Source organism: Amycolatopsis thailandensis (assembly GCF_042723255.1).
Taxonomy (GTDB): Bacteria; Actinomycetota; Actinomycetes; order Mycobacteriales; family Pseudonocardiaceae; genus Amycolatopsis; species Amycolatopsis thailandensis.
This window is the reverse complement of the sequence record NZ_JBHXJK010000062.1, coordinates 26,208-50,676: the sequence shown is the minus strand read 5'-3', so window position 1 is coordinate 50,676 and position 24,469 is coordinate 26,208. Positions and strand designations below refer to the sequence as shown.

Annotated in this window: 28 protein-coding genes and 1 tRNA gene; 9 read left to right on the top strand and 20 right to left on the bottom strand. The window is 66.8% G+C overall.

From position 1 onward, the window contains the following. The first annotated feature begins 78 nt into the window (after positions 1-78). Positions 79-1,149 (top strand): LLM class flavin-dependent oxidoreductase, encoded by a 1,071-nt coding sequence (locus tag ACFWMR_RS24380; RefSeq protein ID WP_378380017.1) that lies wholly within the window; start codon positions 79-81, stop codon positions 1,147-1,149. Positions 1,150-1,152: 3 nt separating this feature from the next. After that, positions 1,153-2,469: an NtaA/DmoA family FMN-dependent monooxygenase gene (locus ACFWMR_RS24375; RefSeq protein WP_378380016.1), complete on the top strand. Its 1,317-nt coding sequence runs from the start codon at positions 1,153-1,155 to the stop codon at positions 2,467-2,469. On the opposite strand, the gene rfbA is transcribed toward ACFWMR_RS24375, so the two are convergent. Then, entirely contained in the window at positions 2,459-3,340 is an 882-nt protein-coding gene (gene rfbA / locus ACFWMR_RS24370) for a glucose-1-phosphate thymidylyltransferase RfbA (protein WP_378380015.1), read from the bottom strand. The genes ACFWMR_RS24375 and rfbA overlap by 11 nt on opposite strands. Positions 3,341-3,393: 53 nt before the next feature. Further along, the gene (locus ACFWMR_RS24365; RefSeq protein ID WP_378380014.1) at positions 3,394-4,542 is read right to left on the bottom strand and encodes a sialidase family protein; all 1,149 of its coding nucleotides are present in this window, start codon (positions 4,540-4,542) and stop codon (positions 3,394-3,396) included. 182 nt (positions 4,543-4,724) lie between these two features. Here ACFWMR_RS24365 and ACFWMR_RS24360 point away from each other — a divergent pair, with 182 nt between their 5' ends. Further along, entirely contained in the window at positions 4,725-5,411 is a 687-nt protein-coding gene (locus tag ACFWMR_RS24360) for a hypothetical protein (RefSeq protein ID WP_378380013.1), read from the top strand. 538 nt (positions 5,412-5,949) lie between these two features. Here the strand turns inward: ACFWMR_RS24360 and ACFWMR_RS24355 are convergent. The 3 genes from ACFWMR_RS24355 to ACFWMR_RS24345 all read right to left on the bottom strand — a co-directional run bounded on the left by ACFWMR_RS24355 (position 5,950) and on the right by ACFWMR_RS24345 (position 8,667). Further along, entirely contained in the window at positions 5,950-6,834 is an 885-nt protein-coding gene (locus ACFWMR_RS24355; protein WP_378380012.1) for a hypothetical protein, read from the bottom strand. Position 6,835: 1 nt separating this feature from the next. Then, positions 6,836-7,720 (bottom strand): hypothetical protein, encoded by an 885-nt coding sequence (locus ACFWMR_RS24350; protein ID WP_378380011.1) that lies wholly within the window; start codon positions 7,718-7,720, stop codon positions 6,836-6,838. 533 nt (positions 7,721-8,253) lie between these two features. Then, positions 8,254-8,667, bottom strand: coding sequence for a UTRA domain-containing protein (locus tag ACFWMR_RS24345; RefSeq protein ID WP_378380009.1), 414 nt, complete (start codon positions 8,665-8,667; stop codon positions 8,254-8,256). On the opposite strand from ACFWMR_RS24345, the gene ACFWMR_RS24340 reads away from it, so the two are divergent. After that, positions 8,566-9,204: a tyrosine-type recombinase/integrase gene (locus tag ACFWMR_RS24340; RefSeq protein WP_378380020.1), complete on the top strand. Its 639-nt coding sequence runs from the start codon at positions 8,566-8,568 to the stop codon at positions 9,202-9,204. The genes ACFWMR_RS24345 and ACFWMR_RS24340 overlap by 102 nt on opposite strands. On the opposite strand, the gene ACFWMR_RS24335 is transcribed toward ACFWMR_RS24340, so the two are convergent. Next, a complete protein-coding gene (locus tag ACFWMR_RS24335; protein ID WP_005152002.1) occupies positions 9,195-9,686 on the bottom strand; it encodes a YajQ family cyclic di-GMP-binding protein in 492 nt (163 codons plus the stop codon). The two genes, ACFWMR_RS24340 and ACFWMR_RS24335, sit on opposite strands and share 10 nt — an antisense overlap. Positions 9,687-9,805: 119 nt before the next feature. On the opposite strand from ACFWMR_RS24335, the gene ACFWMR_RS24330 reads away from it, so the two are divergent. Continuing rightward, positions 9,806-9,887 (top strand) — tRNA-Tyr (locus ACFWMR_RS24330). Between the two features lie 54 nt (positions 9,888-9,941). On the opposite strand, the gene ACFWMR_RS24325 is transcribed toward ACFWMR_RS24330, so the two are convergent. Together ACFWMR_RS24325 and ACFWMR_RS24320 are read right to left on the bottom strand one after the other, a co-directional pair. Beyond that, complete coding sequence (locus ACFWMR_RS24325) at positions 9,942-10,316, bottom strand: hypothetical protein (protein WP_093931998.1); 375 nt, start codon at positions 10,314-10,316, stop codon at positions 9,942-9,944. Between the two features lie 48 nt (positions 10,317-10,364). Then, positions 10,365-10,928, bottom strand: a complete 564-nt coding sequence (locus ACFWMR_RS24320; protein ID WP_378380008.1) for a dihydrofolate reductase family protein — start codon at positions 10,926-10,928, stop codon at positions 10,365-10,367. Between the two features lie 40 nt (positions 10,929-10,968). Between ACFWMR_RS24320 and ACFWMR_RS24315 the strand changes: the two genes are divergently transcribed. Beyond that, positions 10,969-11,505 carry a GNAT family N-acetyltransferase gene (locus ACFWMR_RS24315; RefSeq protein ID WP_378380007.1) on the top strand — a complete coding sequence of 179 codons (537 nt, stop codon included), beginning with the start codon at positions 10,969-10,971 and terminating at the stop codon, positions 11,503-11,505. Here ACFWMR_RS24315 and ACFWMR_RS24310 read toward each other — a convergent pair. Genes ACFWMR_RS24310 through ACFWMR_RS24300 form a run of 3 tightly spaced genes read right to left on the bottom strand, consistent with a single transcriptional unit; the run spans position 11,490 to position 13,818 of the window. Next, on the bottom strand, positions 11,490-11,912 hold the full coding sequence (locus ACFWMR_RS24310; protein WP_378380006.1) for a PPOX class F420-dependent oxidoreductase: 423 nt from the start codon (positions 11,910-11,912) through the stop codon (positions 11,490-11,492). The genes ACFWMR_RS24315 and ACFWMR_RS24310 overlap by 16 nt on opposite strands. A gap of 17 nt (positions 11,913-11,929) precedes the next feature. Beyond that, positions 11,930-13,138 carry a DUF4241 domain-containing protein gene (locus tag ACFWMR_RS24305; protein WP_378380004.1) on the bottom strand — a complete coding sequence of 403 codons (1,209 nt, stop codon included), beginning with the start codon at positions 13,136-13,138 and terminating at the stop codon, positions 11,930-11,932. Positions 13,139-13,179: 41 nt separating this feature from the next. Continuing rightward, positions 13,180-13,818 carry a TetR/AcrR family transcriptional regulator gene (locus ACFWMR_RS24300; RefSeq protein WP_093932002.1) on the bottom strand — a complete coding sequence of 213 codons (639 nt, stop codon included), beginning with the start codon at positions 13,816-13,818 and terminating at the stop codon, positions 13,180-13,182. Positions 13,819-13,915: 97 nt separating this feature from the next. Between ACFWMR_RS24300 and ACFWMR_RS24295 the strand changes: the two genes are divergently transcribed. Further along, positions 13,916-14,059, top strand: a complete 144-nt coding sequence (locus tag ACFWMR_RS24295; RefSeq protein ID WP_378380003.1) for a hypothetical protein — start codon at positions 13,916-13,918, stop codon at positions 14,057-14,059. A gap of 47 nt (positions 14,060-14,106) precedes the next feature. Continuing rightward, positions 14,107-14,487: a VOC family protein gene (locus ACFWMR_RS24290; protein ID WP_378380002.1), complete on the top strand. Its 381-nt coding sequence runs from the start codon at positions 14,107-14,109 to the stop codon at positions 14,485-14,487. Between the two features lie 52 nt (positions 14,488-14,539). Here ACFWMR_RS24290 and ACFWMR_RS24285 read toward each other — a convergent pair whose 3' ends face one another. The 4 genes from ACFWMR_RS24285 to ACFWMR_RS24270 are packed head-to-tail and all read right to left on the bottom strand — an operon-like array spanning position 14,540 to position 17,046. Then, positions 14,540-14,929, bottom strand: coding sequence for a VOC family protein (locus tag ACFWMR_RS24285; RefSeq protein ID WP_378380001.1), 390 nt, complete (start codon positions 14,927-14,929; stop codon positions 14,540-14,542). Beyond that, a complete protein-coding gene (locus ACFWMR_RS24280; RefSeq protein ID WP_093932005.1) occupies positions 14,926-15,216 on the bottom strand; it encodes an ArsR/SmtB family transcription factor in 291 nt (96 codons plus the stop codon). The genes ACFWMR_RS24285 and ACFWMR_RS24280 overlap by 4 nt, the downstream gene beginning before the upstream one ends. Before the next feature lie 43 nt (positions 15,217-15,259). Beyond that, the gene (locus tag ACFWMR_RS24275) at positions 15,260-15,904 is read right to left on the bottom strand and encodes a response regulator (protein WP_378380000.1); all 645 of its coding nucleotides are present in this window, start codon (positions 15,902-15,904) and stop codon (positions 15,260-15,262) included. After that, entirely contained in the window at positions 15,895-17,046 is a 1,152-nt protein-coding gene (locus ACFWMR_RS24270; protein WP_378379999.1) for a sensor histidine kinase, read from the bottom strand. The genes ACFWMR_RS24275 and ACFWMR_RS24270 overlap by 10 nt, the downstream gene beginning before the upstream one ends. Before the next feature lie 135 nt (positions 17,047-17,181). On the opposite strand from ACFWMR_RS24270, the gene ACFWMR_RS24265 reads away from it, so the two are divergent. Then, the gene (locus ACFWMR_RS24265; protein WP_378274542.1) at positions 17,182-17,832 is read left to right on the top strand and encodes a DedA family protein; all 651 of its coding nucleotides are present in this window, start codon (positions 17,182-17,184) and stop codon (positions 17,830-17,832) included. A gap of 43 nt (positions 17,833-17,875) precedes the next feature. On the opposite strand, the gene ACFWMR_RS24260 is transcribed toward ACFWMR_RS24265, so the two are convergent. The 5 genes from ACFWMR_RS24260 to ACFWMR_RS24240 form a co-directional block, all read right to left on the bottom strand. Further along, positions 17,876-19,036, bottom strand: a complete 1,161-nt coding sequence (locus ACFWMR_RS24260; protein WP_378379998.1) for an alkaline phosphatase PhoX — start codon at positions 19,034-19,036, stop codon at positions 17,876-17,878. Then, positions 19,033-19,506, bottom strand: a complete 474-nt coding sequence (locus ACFWMR_RS24255; protein ID WP_378380019.1) for a helix-turn-helix domain-containing protein — start codon at positions 19,504-19,506, stop codon at positions 19,033-19,035. Before ACFWMR_RS24255 ends, ACFWMR_RS24260 begins: the two co-directional genes overlap by 4 nt. A 395-nt stretch (positions 19,507-19,901) precedes the next feature. Then, positions 19,902-22,304 carry an endopeptidase La gene (gene lon, locus ACFWMR_RS24250; protein WP_378379997.1) on the bottom strand — a complete coding sequence of 801 codons (2,403 nt, stop codon included), beginning with the start codon at positions 22,302-22,304 and terminating at the stop codon, positions 19,902-19,904. Positions 22,305-22,471: 167 nt separating this feature from the next. Continuing rightward, the gene (locus ACFWMR_RS24245; RefSeq protein WP_378379996.1) at positions 22,472-23,320 is read right to left on the bottom strand and encodes an SAM-dependent methyltransferase; all 849 of its coding nucleotides are present in this window, start codon (positions 23,318-23,320) and stop codon (positions 22,472-22,474) included. Between the two features lie 38 nt (positions 23,321-23,358). Further along, complete coding sequence (locus ACFWMR_RS24240; RefSeq protein ID WP_378274538.1) at positions 23,359-24,297, bottom strand: GNAT family N-acetyltransferase; 939 nt, start codon at positions 24,295-24,297, stop codon at positions 23,359-23,361. Between the last annotated feature and the right edge of the window lie 172 nt (positions 24,298-24,469).

The following is a 24,469-nucleotide window of genomic DNA, read 5'->3' as shown; positions in this document are numbered from 1 at the left end:
CATCCAGAGGACTAAATGCGGGGGTATCTCACCTCGTGGGAGGGGGAATCGAGGGCCGGACCTGCGGGTTCCCCGGGCATGGCTTCCGCACAGCAGTTGCACCTCGGGGTCGCGCTCGACGGGGCCGGGCAGCATCCGGCCGCCTGGCGGGTGTCCGACGTCCGCCCGGCCGCCTTGTTCACCGCCGCCCACTACCTAGCCCACGCGAAGCTCGCCGAAGCGGCTTCGCTCGACTTCGTCACCCTCGACGACACCCTCGCGCTTCAACCCGGCGGTGAAGAGGTCGTCCGAGGCCGACTCGACGCCCTGCTGACCTTCGCCGCGCTAGCCCCCGTGACCAACGGGATCGGCCTCGTCCCGACGGTCACCACCACCCACACCGAGCCGTTCCACATCTCGACGGCAGTCGCTTCGCTCGACTTCGCGAGCCGCGGCCGCGCAGGCGTCCTCGCGGTTCCCTCGCGCACTGAAGCCGAGGTCGCGCACTTCGGCAGGCGCACGTTGCCGTCCGAGGTGGACGCCGAAGCGGAGAACGCCGAGGTCGTCGACGTCATCGCGCGCCTCTGGGACAGCTGGGAGGACGGCGCGATCATCCGCGACGAGCCGACCGGTCGCTTCATCGACCGCGAAAAACTGCACTACGTCGACTTCGAAGGCCGCTTCTTCAGCGTCAAGGGACCTTCGATCACGCCGCGCCCGCCGCAGGGCCACCCCGTCGTCGCGGTCTACGGCGACTCGCCCTACGCGCACGGCGCCGACATCGTCCTGATCGACGAGATCCGCGGCGTCCGCGAACGTTTCCCGGACGCCAAGCTCCTGGCCGGCCTGTCGATCGTGCTCGCCGAGACCGAGCAGGCGGCCATCGACCGCCGTCGCGCGCTCGAGGCCCGCGCACCTTTCCCGCCGGGCCTGAGTTTCACCGGCACCCCCGCCGACCTCGCCACCGAACTGCCCCGCATCGCCGCGTCGGGCGGCCTCGACGGCTTCCACCTCCGCCCCGCCGTCCTGCCCGACGACCTGGCGCTCTTCACCACCGAAACCGTCCCCGCGCTCCAGGCCGCGGGCGTGTTCCGGCGGACCTACACCGGCACCACCCTGCGCGATCACCTCGGCCTCGGGGTCGCCGCCAACCAGTACGCGGAGGCGTGACAGATGCCCAAACAGGTCAAACTCGCCGCACACTTCCCCGGCGTCAACAACACGACCGTGTGGAGCGACCCGCGTTCGGGTAGCCAAATCGACTTTTCGTCCTTCGAACACCTCGCGCGAACAGCCGAGCGGGGCAAATTCGACTTCCTGTTCCTCGCCGAGGGCCTGCGCCTGCGCGAACACGCGGGCAAGATCCTCGACTCCGACGTCGTCGGCAGGCCGAACACCACCACCGTGCTGGCCGCGCTCTCCGCGGTCACCACCCGCCTCGGCCTCGCGGGCACGCTGTCGTCGACCTTCAACGAGCCCTACGAGGTCGCGCGGCAGGTCGCGAGCATCGACCACCTCTCCGGCGGTCGCGCCGCGTGGAACGTCGTCACCTCACCGGACGGGTGGACCGGGCAGAACTTCCGCCGAGGCGGCTTCCTGAAACGCGAGGACCGCTACCGCCGCGCCGAAGAGTTCCTCGCCACCGTGCGGGAACTCTGGGACAGCTGGGCACCCGGCGCGCTGGTGGGGAACAAGGAGAACGGCGTCTTCGCCCGCGACATCGGCCATTTCGTCCACAGTGGACCGCAGTTCGACATCCGCGGCGAGTTCACCGTCCCGAGGACGCCGCAGGGACAGCCGATCGTCATCCAGGCCGGTGATTCCGACGAGGGCAGGGAATTCGCCGCCAAGACCGCCGACGTCATCTTCAGCCGCCACGGTTCACTGGAAAGCGGCAAGGAGTTCTTCGCCGACGTCAAACGACGCCTTCCCGCCCACGGCCGCGAGCCCGGCGAGCTGCTGATCATGCCCGCCGCGACCTTCGTCCTCGGCGACACCGAAGAGGACGCGCACGAGTACGCACGGGAGATCCGCTACCAGCAGGTGCGCCCGGCCACCGCGATCCAGTTCCTCGAACAGGTCTGGAGCCGCGACCTCTCCGCCTACGACGCCGACGGCCCGCTGCCCGAGATCGACCCGGACCCCGACGCCGAACCGCTGACCTGGGGTCGCGTCCGGCACGAGAAGGATCCGCTGGCCGTGGCCGCGAAGTGGCGGGCGATCGCGGAGGAGAAGAAACTCTCGATCCGCGAACTGGTCATCGAGGTCACCGCGCGCCAGCAGTTCGTCGGCACCGCCCGCCGGATCGCGGAGTCGATCGACGAGTACGTCCAGAGCGACGCCGCCGACGGCTTCGTGCTGGTCCCGCACCTGACGCCGGGCGGTCTGGACGCCTTCGTCGACGACGTCGTCCCGCATCTCCAGGAACGGGGTGTCTTCCGGACCGACTACACCGGGGACACCCTGCGGGAGCACCTTTTCAGCCGGTAGCGCCCTGGGTGCGCGCGACGTTCATCAGATATTCGCCATAGCCGGACTTGGCCAGCTTCGCGCCGAGCGCGAAGCACTGGTCCGCGTCGATGAAGCCCATCCGCAGCGCGACCTCCTCGAGGCACGCGATCCGGACTCCCGTCCGGTGTTCGAGGACCTGCACGAACTGACCCGCTTCCAGCAGCGAGTCGTGCGTGCCGGTGTCGAGCCAGGCGAACCCGCGGCCGAGGTCGACCAGGGTCGCGCGGTCCTGCCGCAGGTAGGTGAGGTTGACGTCGGTGATCTCAAGCTCGCCGCGCGGGGAGGGCTTGAGGTTCCGAGCGATCTCCACGACCTGGTTGTCGTAGAAGTACAGGCCGGTGATGGCCTTGTTCGACTTCGGCTTCTCGGGCTTCTCTTCGATGGAGACGAGCTTGCCGTCGGCGTCGATCTCGCCGACGCCGTAGCGCTGGGGATCCTTGACCGGGTACCCGAACAGCACGCAGCCGTCGAGCGCGGTCGCGGCGGCCTGGAGCCTGCTGGAGAACCCCTGGCCGTAGAAGATGTTGTCGCCGAGCACGAGGGCGACGTCGTCATCGCCGACGAAGTCCGCGCCGATGACGAACGCCTCGGCCAGCCCGTTGGGCGCGGCCTGCTCGGAGTAGCTGAAGCTGAGCCCGAACTGACTGCCGTCGCCGAGCAGCCGCCGGAAATGCGGCAGGTCGACCGGGGTCGAGATGATCAGGATCTCGCGGATCCCGGCGAACATCAGCACCGAGATCGGGTAGTAGATCATCGGTTTGTCGTAGACCGGCAGCAGCTGTTTCGAGATCGCCTGGGTGATGGGATGCAGACGCGTCCCACTTCCCCCGGCCAGCACGATGCCCTTCATGCGCAGCCCCCACTCCGTAGCCGTTCTCTCGACGACTCACACTACCGGGTGGCTCAGAACGCCGGGCCCTTCGCGAAATAGGCCTTGCAGCCCAGGTTGTACTCGGTGGAGATCTGCAACACGTTCTTGCCACCGTCGACAGGCAGGAGCGTCGAGCTGTAGTTGGGGCAGAAGTTGTTGTAGATGCCGGTGATGTGCACCGGTGCGGGCAGTTCGTACCAGTTCCCGGCACCGAAGTTGTCGTTCGCGAGCAGGACCTGGCCGTTCTTGTCCTGCGGGACCCCGGCGGCGTTGGTGTAGATCTGCCCGACCATCACCAGCCGCACCCCGTTCGGGCCGCCGGGGAACAGCGTGATCGTCTGCGCGTGCTGGAAGTAGTTGCCGCTGGCGGTGTTGACCCTGGTGCCCGGATCCTGGGGATCGCCCCAGTTGGCGCCGTCGGAGGAGATCTTGAAGTACGGGTCGCAGTAGCGATTGCCGTAGTTGCAGATCTCGTACGCCAGGTAGTACCGGCCGTCGGGGAGGCGGCGGATGATCGGCATCCCCGGCCGCACCCGATGGGGCGGGATGGCCATCGTGCGCTGCTTGGTGCCCCAGTTCACCCCGTCGGTGGAGGCGACCCGGTTCATCACCTGCGCGAACTGCGGTGCCTCGGTCTCGTCGGCGTAGTGCAGCCACAACGTGCCGCCCGCGTCGACGACGAACTCCGGCTCCCAGATGCCGTCGTGGTTGTGCGAACGGGCGGCCTCGGACAGGAACGACCAGGAGCGACCGGCGTCGCGGCTGTACCAGATCTTGATGCCGATCCGACGCTGCGGGCCGGCGTCCTGCCGGTAGCTCGCGGCCCACAGAAGGGTGCCCGCGCGGAGCCTGCCGACACGCTGAGGCAGCTCGTACAGCGTCCCGCAGCACATGCCGTAGCGGCCGTCACGGTCGCGGACCTCGCCGATCTTGTGGAAGGTCTGGCCCTCGTCGGTGCTCTCCATGATCGGCGTGAACTTGCCGCTCGCGTCTTCGCTGGTCAGCGACGCGACGATGCGGCCCTTGCCGATCGCGGAATGTTCCAGGCGGATGAGCCGGGCGTACGAACCGTAGCCGGGCACGAGCTGTTGCCGATCCGCGGCCTGCGCGGACGTGAACAGGGACGCGATCACGGTGAGTGACAGCGCGAGAGCGAGTGCTGAGCTGAAACGGCGCTTCATCGAGACCTTCCTTGAACGCGATCGCCGGATTACAACACGGGCATTTGTCCTTTTCGGACTCCAGCGAAGGCGTTGCGGCAGAAACCCACGCCTGGGTGGCCTGAATCGCTCGGCCGGGTGGACCGGTAACGCTGGGCTATCGGTCGGCGAAGATCCCATGACCGAACAACTAGGGGGAGTCCGTGATCAGGCGCTTGTGCGCGGCGTCGGCCGCCGTGCTGCTGACCGCCGGCCTGGTGGCCTGCTCGCCGTCGAATCTGGGCCGCGTCGTCCCGCAGGCGGCCGCTCCGGAAGGGCTGCGCTCACCTTCGGCGACCCCCGAACCGCCGCCGACGTCCACCACCACCCCGCGACCCGGTCCGCAGCCGGAGGAGAAGCATTCGGGCAAGGGGAACGCGTCGGTCCCGATGGCCTGGCCGACGCGCCTCGGCTTCGTGACCTTCGACTGTCCGAAGTGCTCCGGGCACGTCGCGGTCAACACCGAGAACGAGCTGATCGTCAACGACATCGGCCCGTACAAGGGCACGCAGTGGATCAACGACATGCCCGGCTACCAGGCGAAGACGTTCACCATCAAGGCCAACGCCGCCTGGACGCTGACCATCACCGACGAAAGCGGCCTGCCCGTGCTCGAACCGGGCAAGCCCCTCTCGGGCAAGAGCGAAGCGGTCTTCGCGGTGCCTGACGCTGTTTCGTCGGTCGCCGTCACCACGAAGAACAGCGGCCGCACCGCGGTGTGGGTGCACAGCGGCGACTACTCGGATCTCCCCGTAAACCAGCTCGGCGACTACAAGGGCGACGTGCCCGTGTCCGGCCCGGCTTACCTTTCGGTGGAAGGCGACGGGACCTGGACGGTCACCGGGTCGTAGGTATGACGAAGGCCACCTTCGAGACTTCCGAAGGTGGCCTTCTTCGCCGGGATCAGCGGTAGTTCGTGAACTGCGTCTGGCCTGGGGTGATGGGCTGGCGCGGGGCTCTGAGCTGCGGGTTTGTGCCCGTTGCTTGCCGTAATCGGTCGTCGCTGGTTGATGTCATCTGTACCGGATTTGTACCGGCGGCCTTGAGGATAGGACAGGACCAATGAAAGATGCCCTGATAGCCATCTCGCCATCAGGGCATCCAGTCATATGCGAGCCTCTAGACAGGCAACGCTAGCTCTCCTCTCAGGCTGTGGCGGTGTCGGCATGTGCATGACCGAAGACCATGCTTCGGGGGCTCGTCTGAACTGCACACCCTTGTCGCCACTACGCTGCTAGCGAGCTTCAGGTCGCGACTGGCCTAGCCGCGCCTGACTCCGGTGAGGTTGCCCTCAGCGGATCACTGCCCACGATACATCGCCTGCGCTATGAGCGCTACGTGCCCCTGACCACGTCGGCCAGATGGGGCTTGTGCATATGCGAGGTAGTCTTATCGGCGTCTCGGCCGCTTGGCAGTTCGGTTTTTACTGCCACTCTTCTGGGTGGTTGCTGGCCGTTCTGCTTGCCATACCAGTTTTGCTGACTTGCCCGCGCTTTGTCCTCGCCTGACGGATGCGTCGGGGTACACGTTGCAGTAGGAGTTCCGTGCGAATTTCCAAACTTCTGAACTTGTGTGGAGGCTGCTTGCGTCGTTCGAGCTGACTACATCCCAATGGAATCCTGCTCGTAAATCCACGCCTGCCACGGTCGTTTTCTCGCGGCCATGAAGGGCGTTGGGGGTGTTCCACTGACGTCCGTCTTCATCTGTTCTTTTCGTTGCTCTTCCGTGAACTTTTTCGAACTCTGTAATTCCGGTGTCAATATGGAGGTCGGACCAGTCGTGATTAGGACTTATAACATGAAGCGGCATGCAGCGTGCATCGCGCTCGCCTGCGCAATCTGTCGAGTTCATCCACGACGAGAATCCTTCAAGAAAGACTTTTGGATCGAAGTTTGAATCGACTCGGCCGAGCGGCAGCCAGAATGCTTTATAGCGCACGAACCTTTGAAGTTTCTTGGTGTTGCGCATTGTGACAGCCGCGGAGGGGTTTAGTCTTATTGCCGGGTCGCCTATTTGTATCACTGCAGTTGGGTGACGATGAATCACCTGATAGAGATCGTTTGCGTCCAAGGGTTCGATCAATTCGAGGATGCGGCCGCTATTCTCTCCTTCGAGGACGCGGGTGTCAACGGTGCGCCTCGTTCTAACGAGCCAGTCTTGCCTTTCTGCCCATGTCTGCACAGAGCGACGTCCCTGCTCCTGCTGGGAATTTTCTTTTCTTTTCGGTGGGGCGACGAAGAAAATTAGAGGCTTTGCGTTGCTCCACGGAGGCATCCTATGCTCCCGTGTTGATCGCACGCGCCATTACGCTCGGGCTAAGTCGAAGATCTGTCAGCTCTTCTTTGGTCATCACGGCAACGCATCGCTGGACAAGGGCGCGTAGCCTGGTGAGCTCCGTGTCGTTGCTAACGCTGCTGTTTGCTGCCTTGGCTGGCTGACGAGGTTCCTCGGTTAGCAAATCATCGGGTAGAGTTAATTCGTTCTCGTCGAAAAATCGACGGATACGGTCTAGAACTTCTTGGCGGAAGAAACCGGCCCATTGGCCTCGAAGGGGGCTTGGCAAAAACGTGTTGCTGTAATTCCTTTCAAGCCATTCGTTGAGAATCTGTTCGGTAATGCCGGTCGCCTTGACTTCTTCTGCGAATTTGACCCTCATTCGCGCAACGGTGTCGGAAGAAAGGGTCGGCAGTTTGGGATTCGCGTCTTCGGCGTCGGCAACGCGTGCAATACGAGCAACCGTGTCCCATACGTAGCTGTTCTCGCTACGGTAGTCTACAATCGCTCGCCACAAATCGGGCCGAACTCTGGGGTTACGCCTGTGGGCGGCTTCTTCATGCTCGCTCGAAGATGGTTCAGGAAGGGATTCGGTGGCTGTAAGTGTGACTAGTGGAGGCGTGCTAGCTGAATCTACGGAAAGCAGATCGGGGAACAGGTGGACGAATTCAAGTATTGTAGAAACGCCGTAATCGCGCTCCTTGAATGTTCGATCAGTCGCGTCGAGAATGCGATTCTTGAGGACGGCTGTAGTCATGACGTTCCAGTTCGGACGTCCTGATGAGCGTGCTTCTGTGAAGGCGGCGAGCACTAAAGTTCGACCCTGCGCGATTGAAACTGCATTGTTGACCGTCTCAGGTGTCGAATCTTCTGCGTGCTCAGACATGCTGCTTACTTTAGCTCGCTGAGGCAGTCTGTACAGTCGCGGTCCGGCGTCTGCATCCAGTAACAGCCAGGTGGGTGGCCGATGCGCCGTCGAGGTTCATCAGCTTGCCGCCCGAAGTCCTGACCGGCGTGTACCGGGCTGATCTGAACCGTCGTCCGATCACTGCGCCACTGCCCATTCCTTCACCTGCTAGTGGGTGGCCTCTCGGCATCTCGTCGACCCGGCGTGATAGCCCTCCGGGAGGTCGACGCGATGCCGTCTGTCCACCCACGGACGCAACGTGCGAGCCCCGCCGGCCATCTCGGAGACCTGCCCGTCCGGCGAGGACATCTCTTCTCGAATCCGCGGCTTACACGAACCCTTCGGCCCTCTCGCCCCGGCCGACTCGCGGGGGACCGGCCGCCAGGCCGCACGCCCCCGCGAGGGCTTGGCCGAGGCAAAGAGCTGGGGCCGAGCGGCCCCGGAGGGGCCGCCTTGATCCAGTAGAGAAAGTTCTCCAAGCGCCCGACTCACCGGCACGCGATCAACGAAGATCAGCCCGCCGGGAACTCGTAAGCAAGCTCGTACTTGTCACCGGACAACCGCATGTCGTTCATCTCAACGGCTCGACCCTCTGTGCTGTAGGCAATCCGCCGAACCGCAAAGATCGGAGTGCCGTTGTCAAGCTGCAGCATGGACGCTTCTTCGGGAGTCGGCATATCCGCCCGCCGCACAGAGTTGAGCGCCTCAGCCGGAGCAGGCTCAGCCGGGCAGCCCGCGCCGAGAACAAAGGCGCGTTCCTCGGGGATGCCGAGGCGGAAGAGGTTCACGCGCTGCACGACGCACTTCCCGAGCGATACCGGCCGATCGTCTACCTGGCGGCCGGTTGCGGCTGGCGAGCTGGCGAGATCTTCGGTCTGGAGCGCGATGCGATCAACTTCGACACGATGGAGGTCGAGGTGCGCCACCAGCTCACCGTGGTGTCCGGTCGCACGCCCTATCTGGCCCCTCCGAAGACGAAGACCAGTCGCCGGGTGAACGAGCTGCCGACACTGGTCTCGAACTCGCTGCGCGGCCATCTGGAGACCTTCCGGTCGCTGCCGGAGGAGATTGACGACGAGACCGACCCTCGCCGGCCGATTCGGCGACCCGCCGACCTGGTGTTCACGCGGGGTGATGGTCGGCCGATCCACCGGGCTGACTGGTCGTACATCTGGCGTCCGGCCGTGAACACGGCTGGCCTGCCGGAGGGCTTCGGTCTCCGCGACCTGCGGCACTACTTCGCCACGGTGCTGATTCTTCGGTGGAGCGAACGTCAAGACCGTTCAGCTCGCCATGGGGCACACGACGCCCACAGTGACGCTCAACACCTACGTCGGCTACTGGCCGGATGCCGTCGACCAGACGCGCACGCTCGTGGACTCCGCGCTGAGTTGTACCGGGGTTGTACCCACGGGCACCCGCTGACGGATACCCGCAGGTCAGAGCCCATTGATCACCGGTAGTTCGTGAACTGCAACGCGATCTCGAAATCCTTGCCCTTCAGCAAGGCGATCACGTCCTGCAGCTGGTCCTTCTTCTTGCCGGACACCCGCAGCTGGTCGCCCTGGATCTGCGCCTGGACCCCCTTGGGGCCCTCGTCGCGGATGAACTTGGCGATCTGCTTCGCCTTGTCCGACGCGATCCCCTGAAGGATCTTGCCGCCCACCTTGTAGATCTTGCCGGACAACGCCGGCTCGTCCGCCTCGAACGCCTTCAGGGAGATGCCGCGCTTGATCAGCTTCTCCTTGAACACCTCGACCGCCGCCAGCGCGCGCTCTTCGGTCTCGGACTCGATCGCGATCGCTTCCTCGCCGGACCAGTCGATCTTGGTCCCGGTGCCCCGGAAGTCGAACCGCGTACCGAGTTCCTTGCTGGCCTGGTTCAGGGCGTTGTCCACCTCCTGGCGATCGACCTTGCTCACCACGTCGAAAGAGGGATCCGCCACGTGTTCTCACACCTCGTACTCGCTTGTCAGGAGCTTCCACCCTAGCCCTGCGGAACCCGGTTGACCGGCCCGCCACGGCATTGGGTATTCTTTCGTCTCGACCGGGCTTGCCCGGCCACGGCGAGTTGCCCGAGCGGCCAAAGGGATCTGACTGTAAATCAGACGGCTCAGCCTTCGGGGGTTCGAATCCCTCACTCGCCACACAGAGCGGCCTCGTGACCTGGTCACGGGGCCGCTCTTGTTTCGTCAGGGCCCTTACCGGCCGCGATCCCGCCTCTGCGGCCAGGCCGGGTGGGGGTTCGGTTCGGCCAGGTCTTCGAGGTAGGTGTGCTCACTGAAGTCGTCGTCGGTCACGGGCGCTTTACGGGCGCGCCGGGGCGCGGCCACCGGCTCTGGTGCCGCTTCGAGTTCGGCGGCGATCTCGGCCAGCTGCGGCCACAGTTTCTCCTGGGCCTTCGGCGCGAACAACGCCTGCGCGAGCGGATGCTCGCAGGTCCCGGCGGCGACCTCTTCCCAGCTGAACTTGCCGTCCCGGACACAGCCGGCCGCCCGGGTCAGCCGCGGCGAAGCGCCGGGCCGTTCCGCCGCGAGGCGGAACACCTCGGCCGTGAACTTCGACGCGTCGACCATGAACGCCACCTCCGTCGTACCCGCGCCGCTACGCGGAGTAAGACGACCCTACCGAGCCCGGTAGCGCAACAGCACGATCCCCGAGGCGAACGCCCGATCCTCGACCAGCCGCAGCTTCGGCACGCCGGCGGCGTTCTCGAACAACCGGCGACCTTCCCCGGCCACGACCGGGTAGACGAACAGCCGGTACTCGTCGACGAGCCCCTCGGCGATGAGCGCGTGCACCAGCGAGATGCTGCCGGTGGTCACGATGTCCTTGCCCTCGGCGGCCTTCAGCCCCTCGATCTCCGAACGAAGCTCGCCGGAGAGCACCTTCGTGTTCTCCCACTCCGGCTCCGTCAGCGTGCTGGAGACCACGTACTTGCTCACTGAGTTCAGGTAAGCCGAAATCCCTGTCGTGTCTTCGGTTTGCTTCGGCCAATAGCCGCGCATGTCCTCGAAGGTGACCCGTCCGGTCAGGAACGCGTCGGCGTTCTCACGTTGTTCGCGCAGTGCGGCCAGGACATCCGGCATGTCGGCGTCCGGATCGCCGCCACCCGGGCTGAACCAGTCTCCCGTCAGTTCGATCACGCCGTCGATCGTGCAGTTCTCGGTGACGATCAGTTCCCGCATGCGCCAGACCGTACCGCCGCCCTCCGACAAGAATGGACCGATGACCGAGCCGCTGCCCTGGCCCGCCACGCCGCCGGCCCACGGATCCGTTGTCCTGCGCGAATTCACCGAAACCGACGCCTCGCTCGCCCTCGAACTCGGCGAAGACCCCTACATCCCGCTCATCGGCAGCCTGCCCGCGCATCCGACCCCGCGGGAAGCCGAAGACTGGGTGCTGCGGCAACGGAGTCGTCACAGCGAAGGACGTGGCTTTCCCTTCGTGATCACCGTCGACGGGATCGCGGTCGGCACGATCGGCCTTTGGCTGCGGAAGCTGTCCGAAGGCATCGGGATCCTGGGCTACTCGGTCTCTCCAAGGCACCGGCGACGTGGGGTCGCGACCGATGCGCTCAAGGCGATCACCAGCTTCGCTCGGACCGTCCCCGGTGTCGAGCGGATCGAGCTGTACATCGAGCCGTGGAACCGCGGCTCCTTTCGCGCGGCCGAAAAAGCGGGCTACCGGCGCGAAGGCCTGCTGCCCGCTCATCACGAGATCGGCGGGGTCGCGCGGGACATGCTCCTCTACGTGTCGCCGTGAACCGCGCGCCTCGACGGGTACCAAGTCTCACCCGCGGGCTCGCCCGCCATGTTCCAGCTCCACGACACCTTGGGCGTGACGCGCGCGTAGATGCCCGGGCCGAAGACCCCCGTGCGTTCGACGGGGTCGGCGGCCTCGCCGTAGATCCGGACACCGCGCGCGACGAACGGGTCCAGTGAGACCAGGTCGTCGATGACCAAGGCGACTTTTCGTTGCCCCGCTTGGATGTTGCGGAACTTTCGGGTCACGAGGACCGACGCGCCCGCGCCACCGACCCAGAAATGCGTCCCGTCGAACTCGAACGCCAGCGGGACGACGTCGGGCTGCTCGCCGTCCTCGGACAGGGTCGCGAGGCGAGCCAGGGGTTGGGAGCGCAGATACGCGATCTCGTCCTCGGTGAAGGCCATGACGTCATTCTCCTCGGCTATGCCGTGAGCGCCTGCGCTCCGTTGAGCACCAGCATGTCGGTCACGAAGCAGACCAGGGTGCCGTCGGCGGCTCGGCCGATCCAGGTCGGGTAGCTCCCGTCTCCCCAGCCGGTGGCGAACGCGATGATGTTGCCGTCGGCTCCCTCCGGGGTGATGTCGACGTGGGGATCCACCTCGGCGAACTTCTCCATGAGGTCGTCGTCCACCTCCTCGGGGAGGGCGTCGGCGTCGGCGAAACAGCCTGTCCCGCTGTCCACGCCGTAGCCGTAGAACTCCCCGTCGCCCAGGAAAAGCGCGTTCTGACCCGGCCAGAGCGCGACTTCCCAGGTGGCCACCTGTCCGTCGGCGACGACGAGTTTCGCGGCGGCGACCCGCTCATGGGCGGGTTCGTCGACGAACCGGATCACGGAGAGCTCGACCCGGTGTTCCCCGGGCGGGACCGTGACCGTGAAGTGGTCGGAGTCCGCGTCCAGGAAGGCCGGATCCGAGGCGACGAGCCTGCCGCTGGACATGCGGAGCCTCCCGGCGTCCTGAAGCTCGACCTCCACGAGACCGCTGCGCAACGCGAAACGCGTGCCCGCGGTGAACATCTCCACCATGCCGTTGGGCCGCAACGGAACCGACGGGCGCCAGGGACGCGCTTCGAGAGGAAGCGGTGGATCGGTTTCGGAAGCCTCCGGCGTCCGCAGCGTCAGCGGCCCCGAGTTCGCGAGAGACTCCCACTCACCGAAGGCGGGCTTCGGCGTGGTCAGCTCGGACACCGGCTTGTGCGCGCGGCCGCTGCTGGAGCCGCCCGCGTAGCCGTCGGGCGCCTGGTGCATCCAGCCTTCGCCTTCGGGGCCGAAGGACATCTCCACGCGGCCGGCGGTCTGTTTGTCGAATTCCTCCTGGTCCGGGGTTTTGTAGGTCCACTGCTCGACGCGTACGAGGAACAAGCTGCCGTCTTCGAGCAAGCGGTACTCGAACGAAGCGCGTCGCCTGCCCTGCTCGTCGACGTGCCAGCAGCGCGCGAAATGGTGCTGCCACGCGATTTCGAGCAGCACCGACGGCGACTCGGTGCCGGGACGAACCAGCGCGACGGCGTACTGCTCACCAGCGGCGTCGCGTTCCCGGGCCGTACCGGGTGCGAGCCTGCCGACCAGAACACGGGCGGCCGGATCCCAGCCCTCACAACAGATGACTTCGAACGAAGTCCCCTCAGACATGCAGCGGACCCTAGCGGGCGCCACCGACAGAACACTAGGAGTTACACGCGGATCGCGTAGTCGCCGAAGGCGGGCTCCAGCAGTTCGAAAGCGCGCTGCGTCGCCTTCGTCAGCGCTTCGGCTATCTCGTCGTTGCTCTCGCCGGCGTGAGACCGCCGCAGGACCTCGCGGAAGAGGACGCGGTCGATCGCGTTGAGTTCGGCGGCCGCCATGACCGGGGTGACGTCGTCCGCGTCGGCTCCGGTCTCGGCCGCGAGCAGCGTGGCGAGCGCTTCTTCCCGCAGTTCGTGCAGTTCACGCAGCCGCGCGGTCAACGTCGGGCTCTCCAGCACCATTTTCGCGAAAACCTGCCCGGTGAAGCCGATCACAGGCGAGTGCTCGGCGACCGCGGCCAGGAAGACGCGCCGGAGCGCGGCCAGCGCCGACTCGCCCGGCTCCCGATCGCGAACGGCGTTGGCCAGCCCGTTCGTGAACTCCTCGTGCTGATCCAGCGCCAGGTCTTCTTTGCGTGCGAAGTAGTTGGTGACTGTCTTCTTTGCGACCCTCGCCGCCGTCGCGATCTCGGCGATCGTCGTCTCCTCGAAGCCCTTCTCGATGAAGAGGAGAGTCGCCTTGTCGGAGATCAGCTGCCGTGTCTCCTGCTTCTTGAGCTCCCGTAAGCCCACATCCGTGCTGGTCATGAGCGAAGTTTACCACCGTCGTAAAAATATCCTTGACTTACCGTAGGTCGGATGTAAACTTACGTCCGTACTACCAAACAGCGAGAGAAGAGGCTCCTTGACCGCTCGAATCCCCCAAGGCAACGAAGGCACCAACCGCGCTCAGGCCCGCCGGAACGACCGCCGCCATCAGCAGCCGTTCCCCGGCCGCTCGACGCCGGTGCGCCGCTCGACCGGTGTCCCGCGCCGCCGGTCGTACTGACCGATCAGCTCGTCCCAGAACTCACCGCCGACCGAAGGGGATAGCCCATGAACGTCCTTGCCTCCACCGTTTCGCTGACCGTCGACGACGTCGCCGCTTCCAGCCGCTTCTTCACCGAGCACTTCGGTTTCACCGAGCAGATGGCCGCGGAGGGTTTCGTCTCCCTCGGGCACGAGACCGCGAAGGTGGCCATCGTCCTGCTCCAGGCGGGGATCGAGGTCCTGCCGGAGAACCTGCGACAGGTGCGCGCGTCCGGCGTGATCGTGGCCTTCACGGTCGAGAATCTCGAAGTCGAGGAAAAGCGCCTGCGCGAGGAAGGTGTCGAGATCACGCTGCCGCTGCGGGAAGAGCCGTGGGGAGAACGCCTCTTCATGGTCACCGACCCGAACGGCGTGCCCGTGGAACTCGTGGAATGGGTGCAGCAGTAAGGAAACGTCGAAGCGGGGCTCAGTCCACAGTGGACCGGACCCCGCTTTTCGGCTACTTCATCGCGGCGAGCTGGATCAGGTTGCCGCAGGTGTCGTCGAAGACCGCGGTGACCACGGGGCCCATGTCGACGGCGTCCTGGGTGAACTCGACGCCCAGTCCCTTGAGGCGCTCGACCTCGGCGTACACGTCGTCGACGGCGAACTGGGTGAACGGGATCCCGTCGTCGGCCAGGGCCTTCTTGAACGGCTTCGCCGCGGGATGCCCGTCCGGCTCCAGCAGGAGTTCGACACCGTCGGGGTTGTCGGGGGAGACCACGGTGAGCCAGCGGGCGTCGCCGGTGGGCACGTCGGTCTTCTTGGTGAACCCCAGCTTTTCGGTGTAGAAGGCCAGCGCCTTGGCCTGGTCGTCGACGAAGACGCTGGTGATGTTGATCCGGATCACGGGTTCGGTTCCTCTCGGTCGATGGGCCACCGCTCGACGATCGACCGCAGCGGACTCGTGTCGATGTGGTGGAACTTGTAGCGGCCCTGTCGCCGGGTGTGCACCAGGCCCGCCTGTTCGAGCATCGCGAGATGCTGCGAGATGGCCTGCCGCGAAGACGCCAGGCCGTGCTTCATGGTCAGCCTGCCGCAGATCTCGAACAGGGTCTGACCGTCCTTTTCGGTCAGCTCGTCCAGGATGATGCGCCGCGTCGCGTCGCCGATCGCCTTGAACAGGTCGCCGTCCACGACCCCGTTATAGGCAAGTCGTCACTTGCCTGTCAAGCCGAGGTCAGGAGCCGAGGTAGCGCAGGATCGCCAGGACTCGGCGGCTGTAACCGGCCGTGCTGGCCAGTCCGAGCTTGTCGAAGATGGCGTTCACGTGCTTCTCGACCGCGCTCAGCGACACGAACAGCGACTCGGCGATCCCGGAATTCGTGTGGCCCTGTGCCATTTTCTCCAGCACCTCGCGTTCGCGGGCGGTCAGCTTCGCGAGCGGATCGGTGTGCGTCGTCCGGGCCAGCAGCCGCCGGACCACCTCCGGATCGAACGCCGCCCCGCCCGCCGCGACCCTGTCGAGCGCGTCCAGGAATTCGCCCACCTGGGCGACCCGGTCCTTGAGCAGATAGCCGACGCGTTCGCCGTCGCCGGTGATCAGCTCGGCGGCGTAGCGCTTCTCGACGTACTGCGAGAGCACCAGGACGCCGATCCCCGGCCAGCGTTTCCGGATCTCGAGCGCCGCGCGCAGGCCTTCGTCGGTGTGGGTCGGCGGCATGCGGACGTCGGTGACGACCACGTCCGGCTGGTACGCGGCCGTCGTCGAGACGAGTGCGCCGCCGTCGCCGACCGACGCCACGACGTCGTGTCCCTCTTCGATCAGCAGCCGGACAAGACCTTCGCGCAGCAGGGTCGAGTCCTCGGCGAGGATCAGCCGCACGGCAGCACCGCCGTCACCACGGTCGGACCGCCGGGCGGACTCCTCACGATGAACCGGCCGTCCGCCGCCGCGACGCGCCGCGCGAGGCCGGAGAGGCCGCCACCGGACGCCAGCGCCCCGCCCACACCGTCGTCGGTGATCCGCACCCGCACTCCGACCTCGTCCCGCTCGGCCTCGATGTCGATCCGCGACGCCGCGGCGTGCTTGATCGTATTGGTGACCGCCTCGGAGGCGACGAAGTAGACGACGGTCTCGATGGCCGCCGGTGGCCGTTCCGGCAGGTCGACCCGCAGGTGGACCGGCACGCCGGAACGTTCCGCGAGCGCCTCCAGCGCGGGGTGCAGCCCGTCCGAGTCCAACGCGATCGGGTACACCCGCCACGAAACCTCGCGCAGGTCTTCGAGAGCGCGCTGGGATTCCTCGTGCGCCTGCCGGAGCAGGTCCGACGCGTGGTCCGGATCGCCGGTGCGCCGCGCCCGGCCGAGCAGCATCCCGAGCGCGACCAGCCGCTGCTGGACGCCGTCGTGCAGGTCCCGTTCGATCCGGCGGCGCTCGCCGTTGACCGCTTCGACCACCTCGGCCCGGCTGGTCGCGAGTGCGGAGACCCGGCGGCGCAGCTTTTCCTGTTTGCTGGGGCCGAAAAAGCGTCGTGCCAGCTTGCGGTCCAGTGTCGCCGCACCCAGAAGTCCTTGCAGAGAAAGAAAGATGAGCAGTGCGCCGAAAAGCGCGGTGGTGATGGGGTCGTACCAGTCGGCGGGCGCTCCACCTCCGGGAGACTGACCGTTGAACAGCTGATAGGTGATGATCACGCCGGAGCCGGTGCCCAGCAGGATCATCACGAAGATCCCGGCGCTGAGCAGTCCGACGACGCAGCGCGGGATCAGGTAGACCATCGCGCGGCGCTCGTCGTAGAGGATGGTGTTCCGATCGCCGAAGTACTTCTCCAGTCGTTGGCGCTCCACTTCGGACAGCACGTGGGCACCGGCGAAGACAGGCTCCCGCAGCGCGGGGATCGTGAGCGCGAGGCCGCCGAAGAGCACGTAGAAGAACTCCGCGAACGCGGTCATGGCGCCGATGGCCAGGCCCAGCGTGCCGCGGAGCGCTTTGCGCAGGTAGCGGCGCGTCGCTGCCGGAACAGGCATAACGCCAGGTTAGCGGGGTACCCGAAGATCGGTACTGCGGTTTTCCGCAGTGATCTCTGCCGCTTCACCCCAGGGTGCGGAACCCGGGCAATTCGTACGTTCGTTGATATCCGCAGACGACCACGAAAGGCCGCCATGAACCTCCTCCTCGCCCAAGCCGCCAGCGAACCGATGGGCGGCCTCGCCGGCTGGGCGGTGTCACTGATGGACGCGCTGGGTGGTCCGGGAGCCGCGATCATCGTCGGACTGGACAACCTGTTCCCGCCGATCCCGAGCGAGCTCGTGCTCCCGCTCGCCGGGTTCTCCGCCAGTCAGGGCACGTTCACCCTGGTGGAAGCGCTGGTGTGGACGACCTTCGGGTCGGTCGCGGGCGCGATCATCGTCTACTACCTCGGCCTGCTGCTGGGCCGCGACCGCACGCGCCGCTGGATGGCGAAGATCCCGCTGGTCAAGGCGTCCGACTTCGACAAAACCGAGGCCTGGTTCCAGAAGCACGGCACGAAGGCGGTGTTCTTCGGCCGGATGGTGCCGATCTTCCGTAGCCTCATCTCCCTGCCCGCCGGGATCGAGCGGATGCCGTTCTGGCGGTTCCTGGCCCTGACCACGCTGGGCAGCCTGATCTGGAACACGGTGTTCGTCCTGGCCGGGTACGCCCTCGGGGAGAGCTGGCACCTGGTCGAGGAGTACGCCGGGTTCTTCCAGTACTTCGTGATCGCCGCCGTCGCGATCGCGGTCGTGCTCTTCGTCGTGAACCGGCTTCGTGAGAAGAACCGCACCGACGCCTGAGCCCCGTGTGGGGCGCCGGGAGCAGGCGCCCCACACGGTCGTGTCAGGACCGGAACGGGCCGGTCACCTCATAGGTGATCCCGCCGGACGACGAACCGGAGGTGCCGCGTTGCGACGAGAAGTACAGCCGGTTCCCCGCCGGGGTGAACGCGGGACCGCAGATCTCCGACGAGCTCTGGCCGGTGATCCGCAGGAAGGGCGCCACGATGTCGTTCGGCGTGATGACGCAGATCTCCATGTTGCCGCCGTCTTCGGCGACGTACAGGTCACCCGAGGAGGTCCCGGTGACGTTGTCGACGCCGGTCAGCGGTGCCGAGCCGGGGCTGACCAGCGAGTCGTCGTAGGCCAGTTCGTAGGTGCTGTTCGCCAGGTTGAGCTGCCAGACGCGATTGTCGCCCTTCGTGGTGAACCACGCGGTGTCGTTGGCGTAGTGCAGCCCTTCGCCGCCGTTGAACCGCTTCGCGCCGGACACCTGGTTGCGCGTGGCGGTGGGGGAGCCGTCGGGGTCGGGCACGTTCGCCCAGGTGAAGCTGCCCGACGTCGCCGTGCCCGCCTTCAGCACCTGCAGCGTCCCGGCGGAAAGGTCACCCCAGGTCGCCGGGACGAAGCGGTAGAGACAGCCGTCCGTGGTGTCCTCGGTCAGGTAGACGACCTTGCGCACCGGGTCGGCCGCCGCGGCCTCGTGCTTGAACTTCCCCATCGCGGGCCGCTGGACGGCGGCCGAGGCGGGCCCGTTCGGCTGGCATTCGTAGACGAAGCCGAGATCGATCTCCTCGCAGGAAAGCCAGGTGTTCCAAGGAGTCTTGCCGCCCGCGCAGTTCTGGCGGGTGTTCGCCAGGACCCGGTGGGCACCGGTGATGTTCCCGCTCGCGTCGAATTTGACCGCGCTCGCTCCGCCGCCGGGCGTGATCTCCGAGTTCGACACGTAGATCCAGCCGCTGCCGTCGGCGAACACCGCGCCGCCGTCCGGCGCGCTGTGCCAGGTGTAACCGGTGCTCGCGACCTTCTGGCCGGATCGTGCGATGACGCGGCTGGTGAATCCCGCGGGCAGCTGGATCCCGTTCGCGTCAGCGGCCTGGAGCGCGCCGTACGGGCTGGGTCCGTTCTGCGCGGGCGCCGCCAGCGCGGCCCCCGAGAGCCTGTTTCCGAACGCCGTGACGCCGGCGCCGACCACGGCCGCGCGCAGGAAATTCCGTCGCTTCACTCGTGCCTCCGCTGATGTGGTGGTGCGGGAAGGAGCGGATCGGAGAGTACGGGCGAAACGGGACTTCCAGGTGAATTCGCGGCGTATTCACCGGGAGGGGAGAACTTTCGTAGGGAAGCCTCGCCCAGCACTATTTCCTTCGCCTTGCGAAGGCCCGGTGCTTCGGCTCCACCTCGTTGTTCGGCGATTTCCAGGGCGAGGAGTATCCGGTCGACCGGAGCGCAGCCGCCATCACGGTGGTGACGACGTCCGATCAGGTGACGCCAATCGGCGAGATACTCGTCGAGTCCCGGTTCGCCGGGAACGGCCCGGAGCAGGGCTCGCAACAGGACACGCATCTGGTTTTCGTTGCCGGGCAAAGTGTTCCGGGCCAAGGAATCGGCCAAGGTGCTTCGGGACTGACCGGTCGCGGCGGCCAGCGCGCGGATGCTGAGGCCGCTCCGGTCGCGGAGTTCGCGCAGCCGCGCCATGAAGTCCGATTCCGTGGTGAGGGAAATGTTCATCGGCGTGCCCGGGCGGGCACCGGGCGGACGACGGCACCGAACAGGGTGATCGCGATCCCCGCCGCGATCGGCGCACTCGTACCGGCGAAGGTCAGCGCCGTGGTCAATACGGTGAGAATGCTCAGGCAAACGATCTGACCGGCCGAAACGCAGCTTCGCCTCGGCCGCCGAGGCGGCAGGATTCCGTGACTCATGACCTTGCCCTCTCAAGGCTCAGTGGCGGCCTCCGGATGGATGGCACGGAATGTACGTTATCAAATCGTGATAGTGAGTTTAAGGAGGTTTAATGTCCGGGATCGTCCGGGTTCGTACGACGAAGGCCCCGGATCCTGGACGGATCCGGGGCCTTCGGTCTCGCGCCGTTACGCCGCTTGGGCGACCGGAGCCGTCGCCGGGGCCAGCGCGAGGTCCAGCACTTCGCGGACGTTCGCCACGGCGTGGACATCCAGCTGTGCCAGCACTTCGGCCGGGACGTCGTCGAGGTCCGGCTCGTTGCGCTGCGGGATGATCACCGTCTTCATCCCGGCCCGGTGCGCGGCCAGCAGCTTCTGCTTGACCCCGCCGATCGGCAGCACGCGGCCGGTCAGCGACACCTCACCGGTCATCGCGACGTCCGATTTCACGACCCGGCCCGAAAGCAGGGATGCCAGCGCGGTCGTCATCGTGATGCCGGCGCTCGGCCCGTCCTTGGGCACCGCGCCCGCGGGGACGTGCACGTGGATGCCGCGGTCCTTCAGGTCGCCGACCGGGAGTTCCAGCTCCGCGCCGTGCGAGCGCAGGTACGACAACGCGATCTGCACCGACTCCTTCATCACGTCGCCCAGCTGACCGGTCAGGGCCAGTCCGGTCGAGCCGGATTCCGGATCCGCCAGCGACGCCTCGATGTAGAGGACGTCACCGCCGGCGCCGGTCACCGCGAGACCGGTCGCCACCCCCGGCGTCGACGTGCGCTGGGTCGACGCGGGCAGCGAGGACTCCGGCAGGTGCCGCGGGCGGCCGAGGTAGGTCTCGAGCCCGTCGGCGTCGATCGTCAGCGGCAGCTCGACCTCGTCGAGCGCGACCTTGGTCGCCACCTTCCGCAGCACCTTCGCGATGGTCCGGTTCGCGTTGCGCACACCGGCTTCCCGCGTGTACTCGGCGGCGATCCGGCTGAACGCGCCGTCGGTCAGCGTGACGTCGTCCTTGCCGAGGCCCGCCCGGTCCAGCTCGCGGGGGAGCAGGTGGTCGCGGGCGATGGTGACCTTCTCGTGCTCGGTGTAGCCGTCGAGGGTGACCAGCTCCATCCGGTCCAGCAGCGGGCCCGGGATGGTTTCGAGCGCGTTCGCCGTCGCGAGGAACACGACGTCGGACAGGTCCAGCTCGACCTCGAGGTAGTGGTCGCGGAACGTATGGTTCTGCTCCGGGTCCAGCACCTCCAGCAGCGCGGCCGTCGGGTCGCCCCGGTAGTCGGCGCCGACCTTGTCGATCTCGTCGAGCAGCACGACCGGGTTCATCGAACCCGCTTCCTTGATGGCGCGGACGATCCGGCCGGGCAGCGCGCCGACGTAGGTGCGGCGGTGCCCGCGGATCTCGGCCTCGTCGCGGATGCCGCCGAGCGCGACGCGGACGAACTTGCGCCCCATCGCCTTCGCCACGGACTCGCCGAGCGAGGTCTTGCCGACCCCGGGAGGGCCGGCGAGCGCGAGCACCGCGCCCGAACGGCGTCCGCCGACCGGGCCCAGACCCGATTCGGCGCGGCGCTTGCGGACAGCCAGGTACTCGATGATGCGTTCCTTCACGTCGTCGAGACCGGCGTGATCGGCGTCGAGGATGTCGCGCGCGGCCGCGATGTCGTGGACGTCGGTGGTGCGCTCGTTCCACGGCAGTTCGAGGACGGTGTCCAGCCACGTGCGGATCCAGCCGCCCTCGGGGGACTGGTCCGACGTCCGCTCCAGTTTGTCCACTTCGGACAGTGCGGCCTTCTTGACCGCGTCCGGCAGTTCCGCGGCCTCGACGCGGGCACGGTAGTCGTCGTCGTTGGCGGTGCCGTCGAGTTCGCCCAGCTCCTTGCGGATCGCTTCGAGCTGGCGGCGCAGCAGGAACTCCTTCTGCTGCTTCTCCATGCCCTCCTGGACGTCCTTGCGGATCGTGTCGGTGACCTCGAGCTCGGCCAGCTGCTCGCGGCTCCATTCGAGGGCCTTTTCGAGCCGTGTCGAAACGTCGAGCGCGGAGAGCAGTTCGAGCTTCTGCTCGGTGTTCAGGTACGACGAGTTGCCCGCGAGGTCGGCGAGCGCGGACGGATCCTCGACCTCCTGGACGGCGTCGATCATCTGCCAGCCGCCGCGCTGCTGGAGGATCGCGAGGACGACGCTCTTGTACTCGGACGCGAGCTTCGCGGAGTTGTCGTCGGTGGTCTCGGTGGCGACCTCGGCGTGGACCCAGCGGGCGGCGCCGGGACCGTCGGCGATGCGGCCGACGACGGCGCGGCGGGTGCCGCGCAGCAGCACCGCGGTCTTGCCGCCGGGCACGCGCCCGATGCGCTCGACGGTGGCGATGGTGCCGAGCTCGGCGTACTCGCCGTGGACGCGGGGGACGATCAGCACCTCGGCCTTGGTGGCGGCGCCGGACCGGATCCCCGGGAAAGAAGCCTGGGCAGGCGTGTTGGCCTGGGCGGACTCCACCGCGGCGCGCGTCTCCGTGTCGGCGAGGTCGAGCGGGACGATCATGCCCGGCAGCACGACGTCGTCATCGAGCGGGAGGACGGGCAGGAGGCGGTTGTCGGTCATCTGTGCACTCCTCGGTTAGTTGAGTCTGCCTAGCTCAACTCTCCGATCGACCCGTTTGTTTCCTTCTCGCGTTCGCCGTCAGCGATCACCCACCCCTCGGACCTCCGCGCCCCAACGCGTCGCGTTTAGCGGGCTAAACGCGACGCGATGGGCCTAGACATCGGATGTCAGGGGTGGGTGGCGACACCGCACCAGGCGAACGGCCGGGCGCCTTCCTCGTCCCGCCGCAGCTCCCGCGTCGGCCGCCACTCGGGCAGATGGACGAGCCCGGGCTCCATCAGCGGCCACTCCCCGAAGAGTGGCTCGATCTCTTCGCGGTCCCGCATCCACACCGGGTTGCTCGTCTTCCGGTACTGCTCGACCATCCAGCCGAGCCCGTCCGCGTCCGGACCGGTCTGGCCGCCGAAGCTCATATGCGAAAGCCCCAGCCAGCTGCCCGGCGCCAGCGCGTTCCGGTAGGTCGCGACCAGCGCGGGCGGATCGTCGTGCGGACCGGCGAAATGCAGGACGGCCATCATCATCAGGCAGACGGGCTGCTCGAAATCGATCAACCGCCGCGTCTCCGGATGCCGCAGGACGTCTTTCGGCCGCCGCATGTCGGCCTGGACGATCCCGGCCCAGTCGGTCGCCTCGTGCCGTTCGAGGATCAGCTCCGCGTGCGCGACCGCCACCGGCTCGTAGTCGACGTACACGACCTTCGCCTCATCGCCCGGCTCCAGCTCTTCCCGGACGATCTCGTGCACGTTCCCGGCTGTCGGGACGCCGGAACCCAGATCGACGAACTGCCGGATCCCGGCTTCGAGTGCCGCGCGCACGACGCGGTTCATGAACTCGCGGTTGTGCTGCGCGCCCGGCTTCACCCACCGCCACTGCCGCTCCAGCCGCCGGGCGAACTCACGGTCCACGGCCCAGTTGTGGGTCCCGCCGAGAAACCAGTCGTAGATCCTCGCCGCGGACGGCTTTTCGGTGTCGACCCCGGTCGGCGCCACCGGGGCCGCGTCATCGTCACTGGTCACAGAAACCCCCTGCTCTCCTGGAAAAGAGCCTATCGGGATCAGTACACCGCCGGCCGCCGCTGCCAGTAGGTCCAGAGCGGCCGATAGCCCTGCGCGTACCAGAACGGCGTCGACCGCGGATTGGCCAGCGCGTGGTGCAGCAGCACGGCTTCGGTCCCGCATTCGTCGAAGATCTGGTGCGCGTGCGCGGCGAGCGCCGACCCCACGCCGCTCGACCGCGCCGGTTCGGCCACCGCCAGCGACGACAGGTACCCGACCTTCTCGGCCGCGACCCGGCCGCCGATCCACGACGTCTCGCCGGGGAACTGCACCCGCACCATGCCCAGCGGGCGCCCGTACAGCTCGGCGATCCACAACGTCGGGTTTTCCCGCTTGAGCTCTTTCGACAGGTCCGCGGTGATCGCTTCCTCCGCGCCCTCGCGCAAAGTGACAGAACCGAACTGCGCGTCATAACGCTGCAATTCCAGCTCGAGTCCGACGGCGGTTTCCAGATCATCCGCTTCGGCGGGCCGGATGTGCACTCCGGGAGTGGCGGGCGGCCCCGTCACGGCGAGCCGGTCGGCCGGGCGGACCGCGATCACCAGCACCGGAGCGAATCCGCGGCGCAGCAATTCGGCCGAGCCGGGCGAATCCCGGCTGGGCCGCACCACGGTCGCCGCCGTTTCGACATCACCGGGTGGGGCGACCGCCTTCAGATGTTCATCCCATCGGGTGAGTAATGCGTCGAGGGCCGCTTCCGGGCGAGGTCCGGTGAGCCGGGCTTCGAGCCGATGTTCGACGAGCGCCCGCCACGGAGAGTCAACAGAATCGGGGCCCGCTTCGGTTCGTACCGACATTCCGGCGGCGGCCGAGTCGCCCGCTGTCGCGGAGAGTGACACGGAGCCCTCGACAGGCTCCAGTGCAGGCATTTCGGGGAGCAGGGCGTCCACGGTGGCGAGCCGCTCGGCGTGCCCGGCGGCGATGGCGTGGCTATTCATAGGACTATTCAAGCCCCTACTGACGGGTCCGACGGGAACTTCACGAGATTGGCTCGACCGTGGCGCCAGGTGACTTCCGGTAGTCGGCGGGAACGCGAATATCGCTCCCATTTCACCCCTTGGTCCACGCAGGTCAGCGCGACGCGCCCATTGTTAACCCTGGGGTGATCTC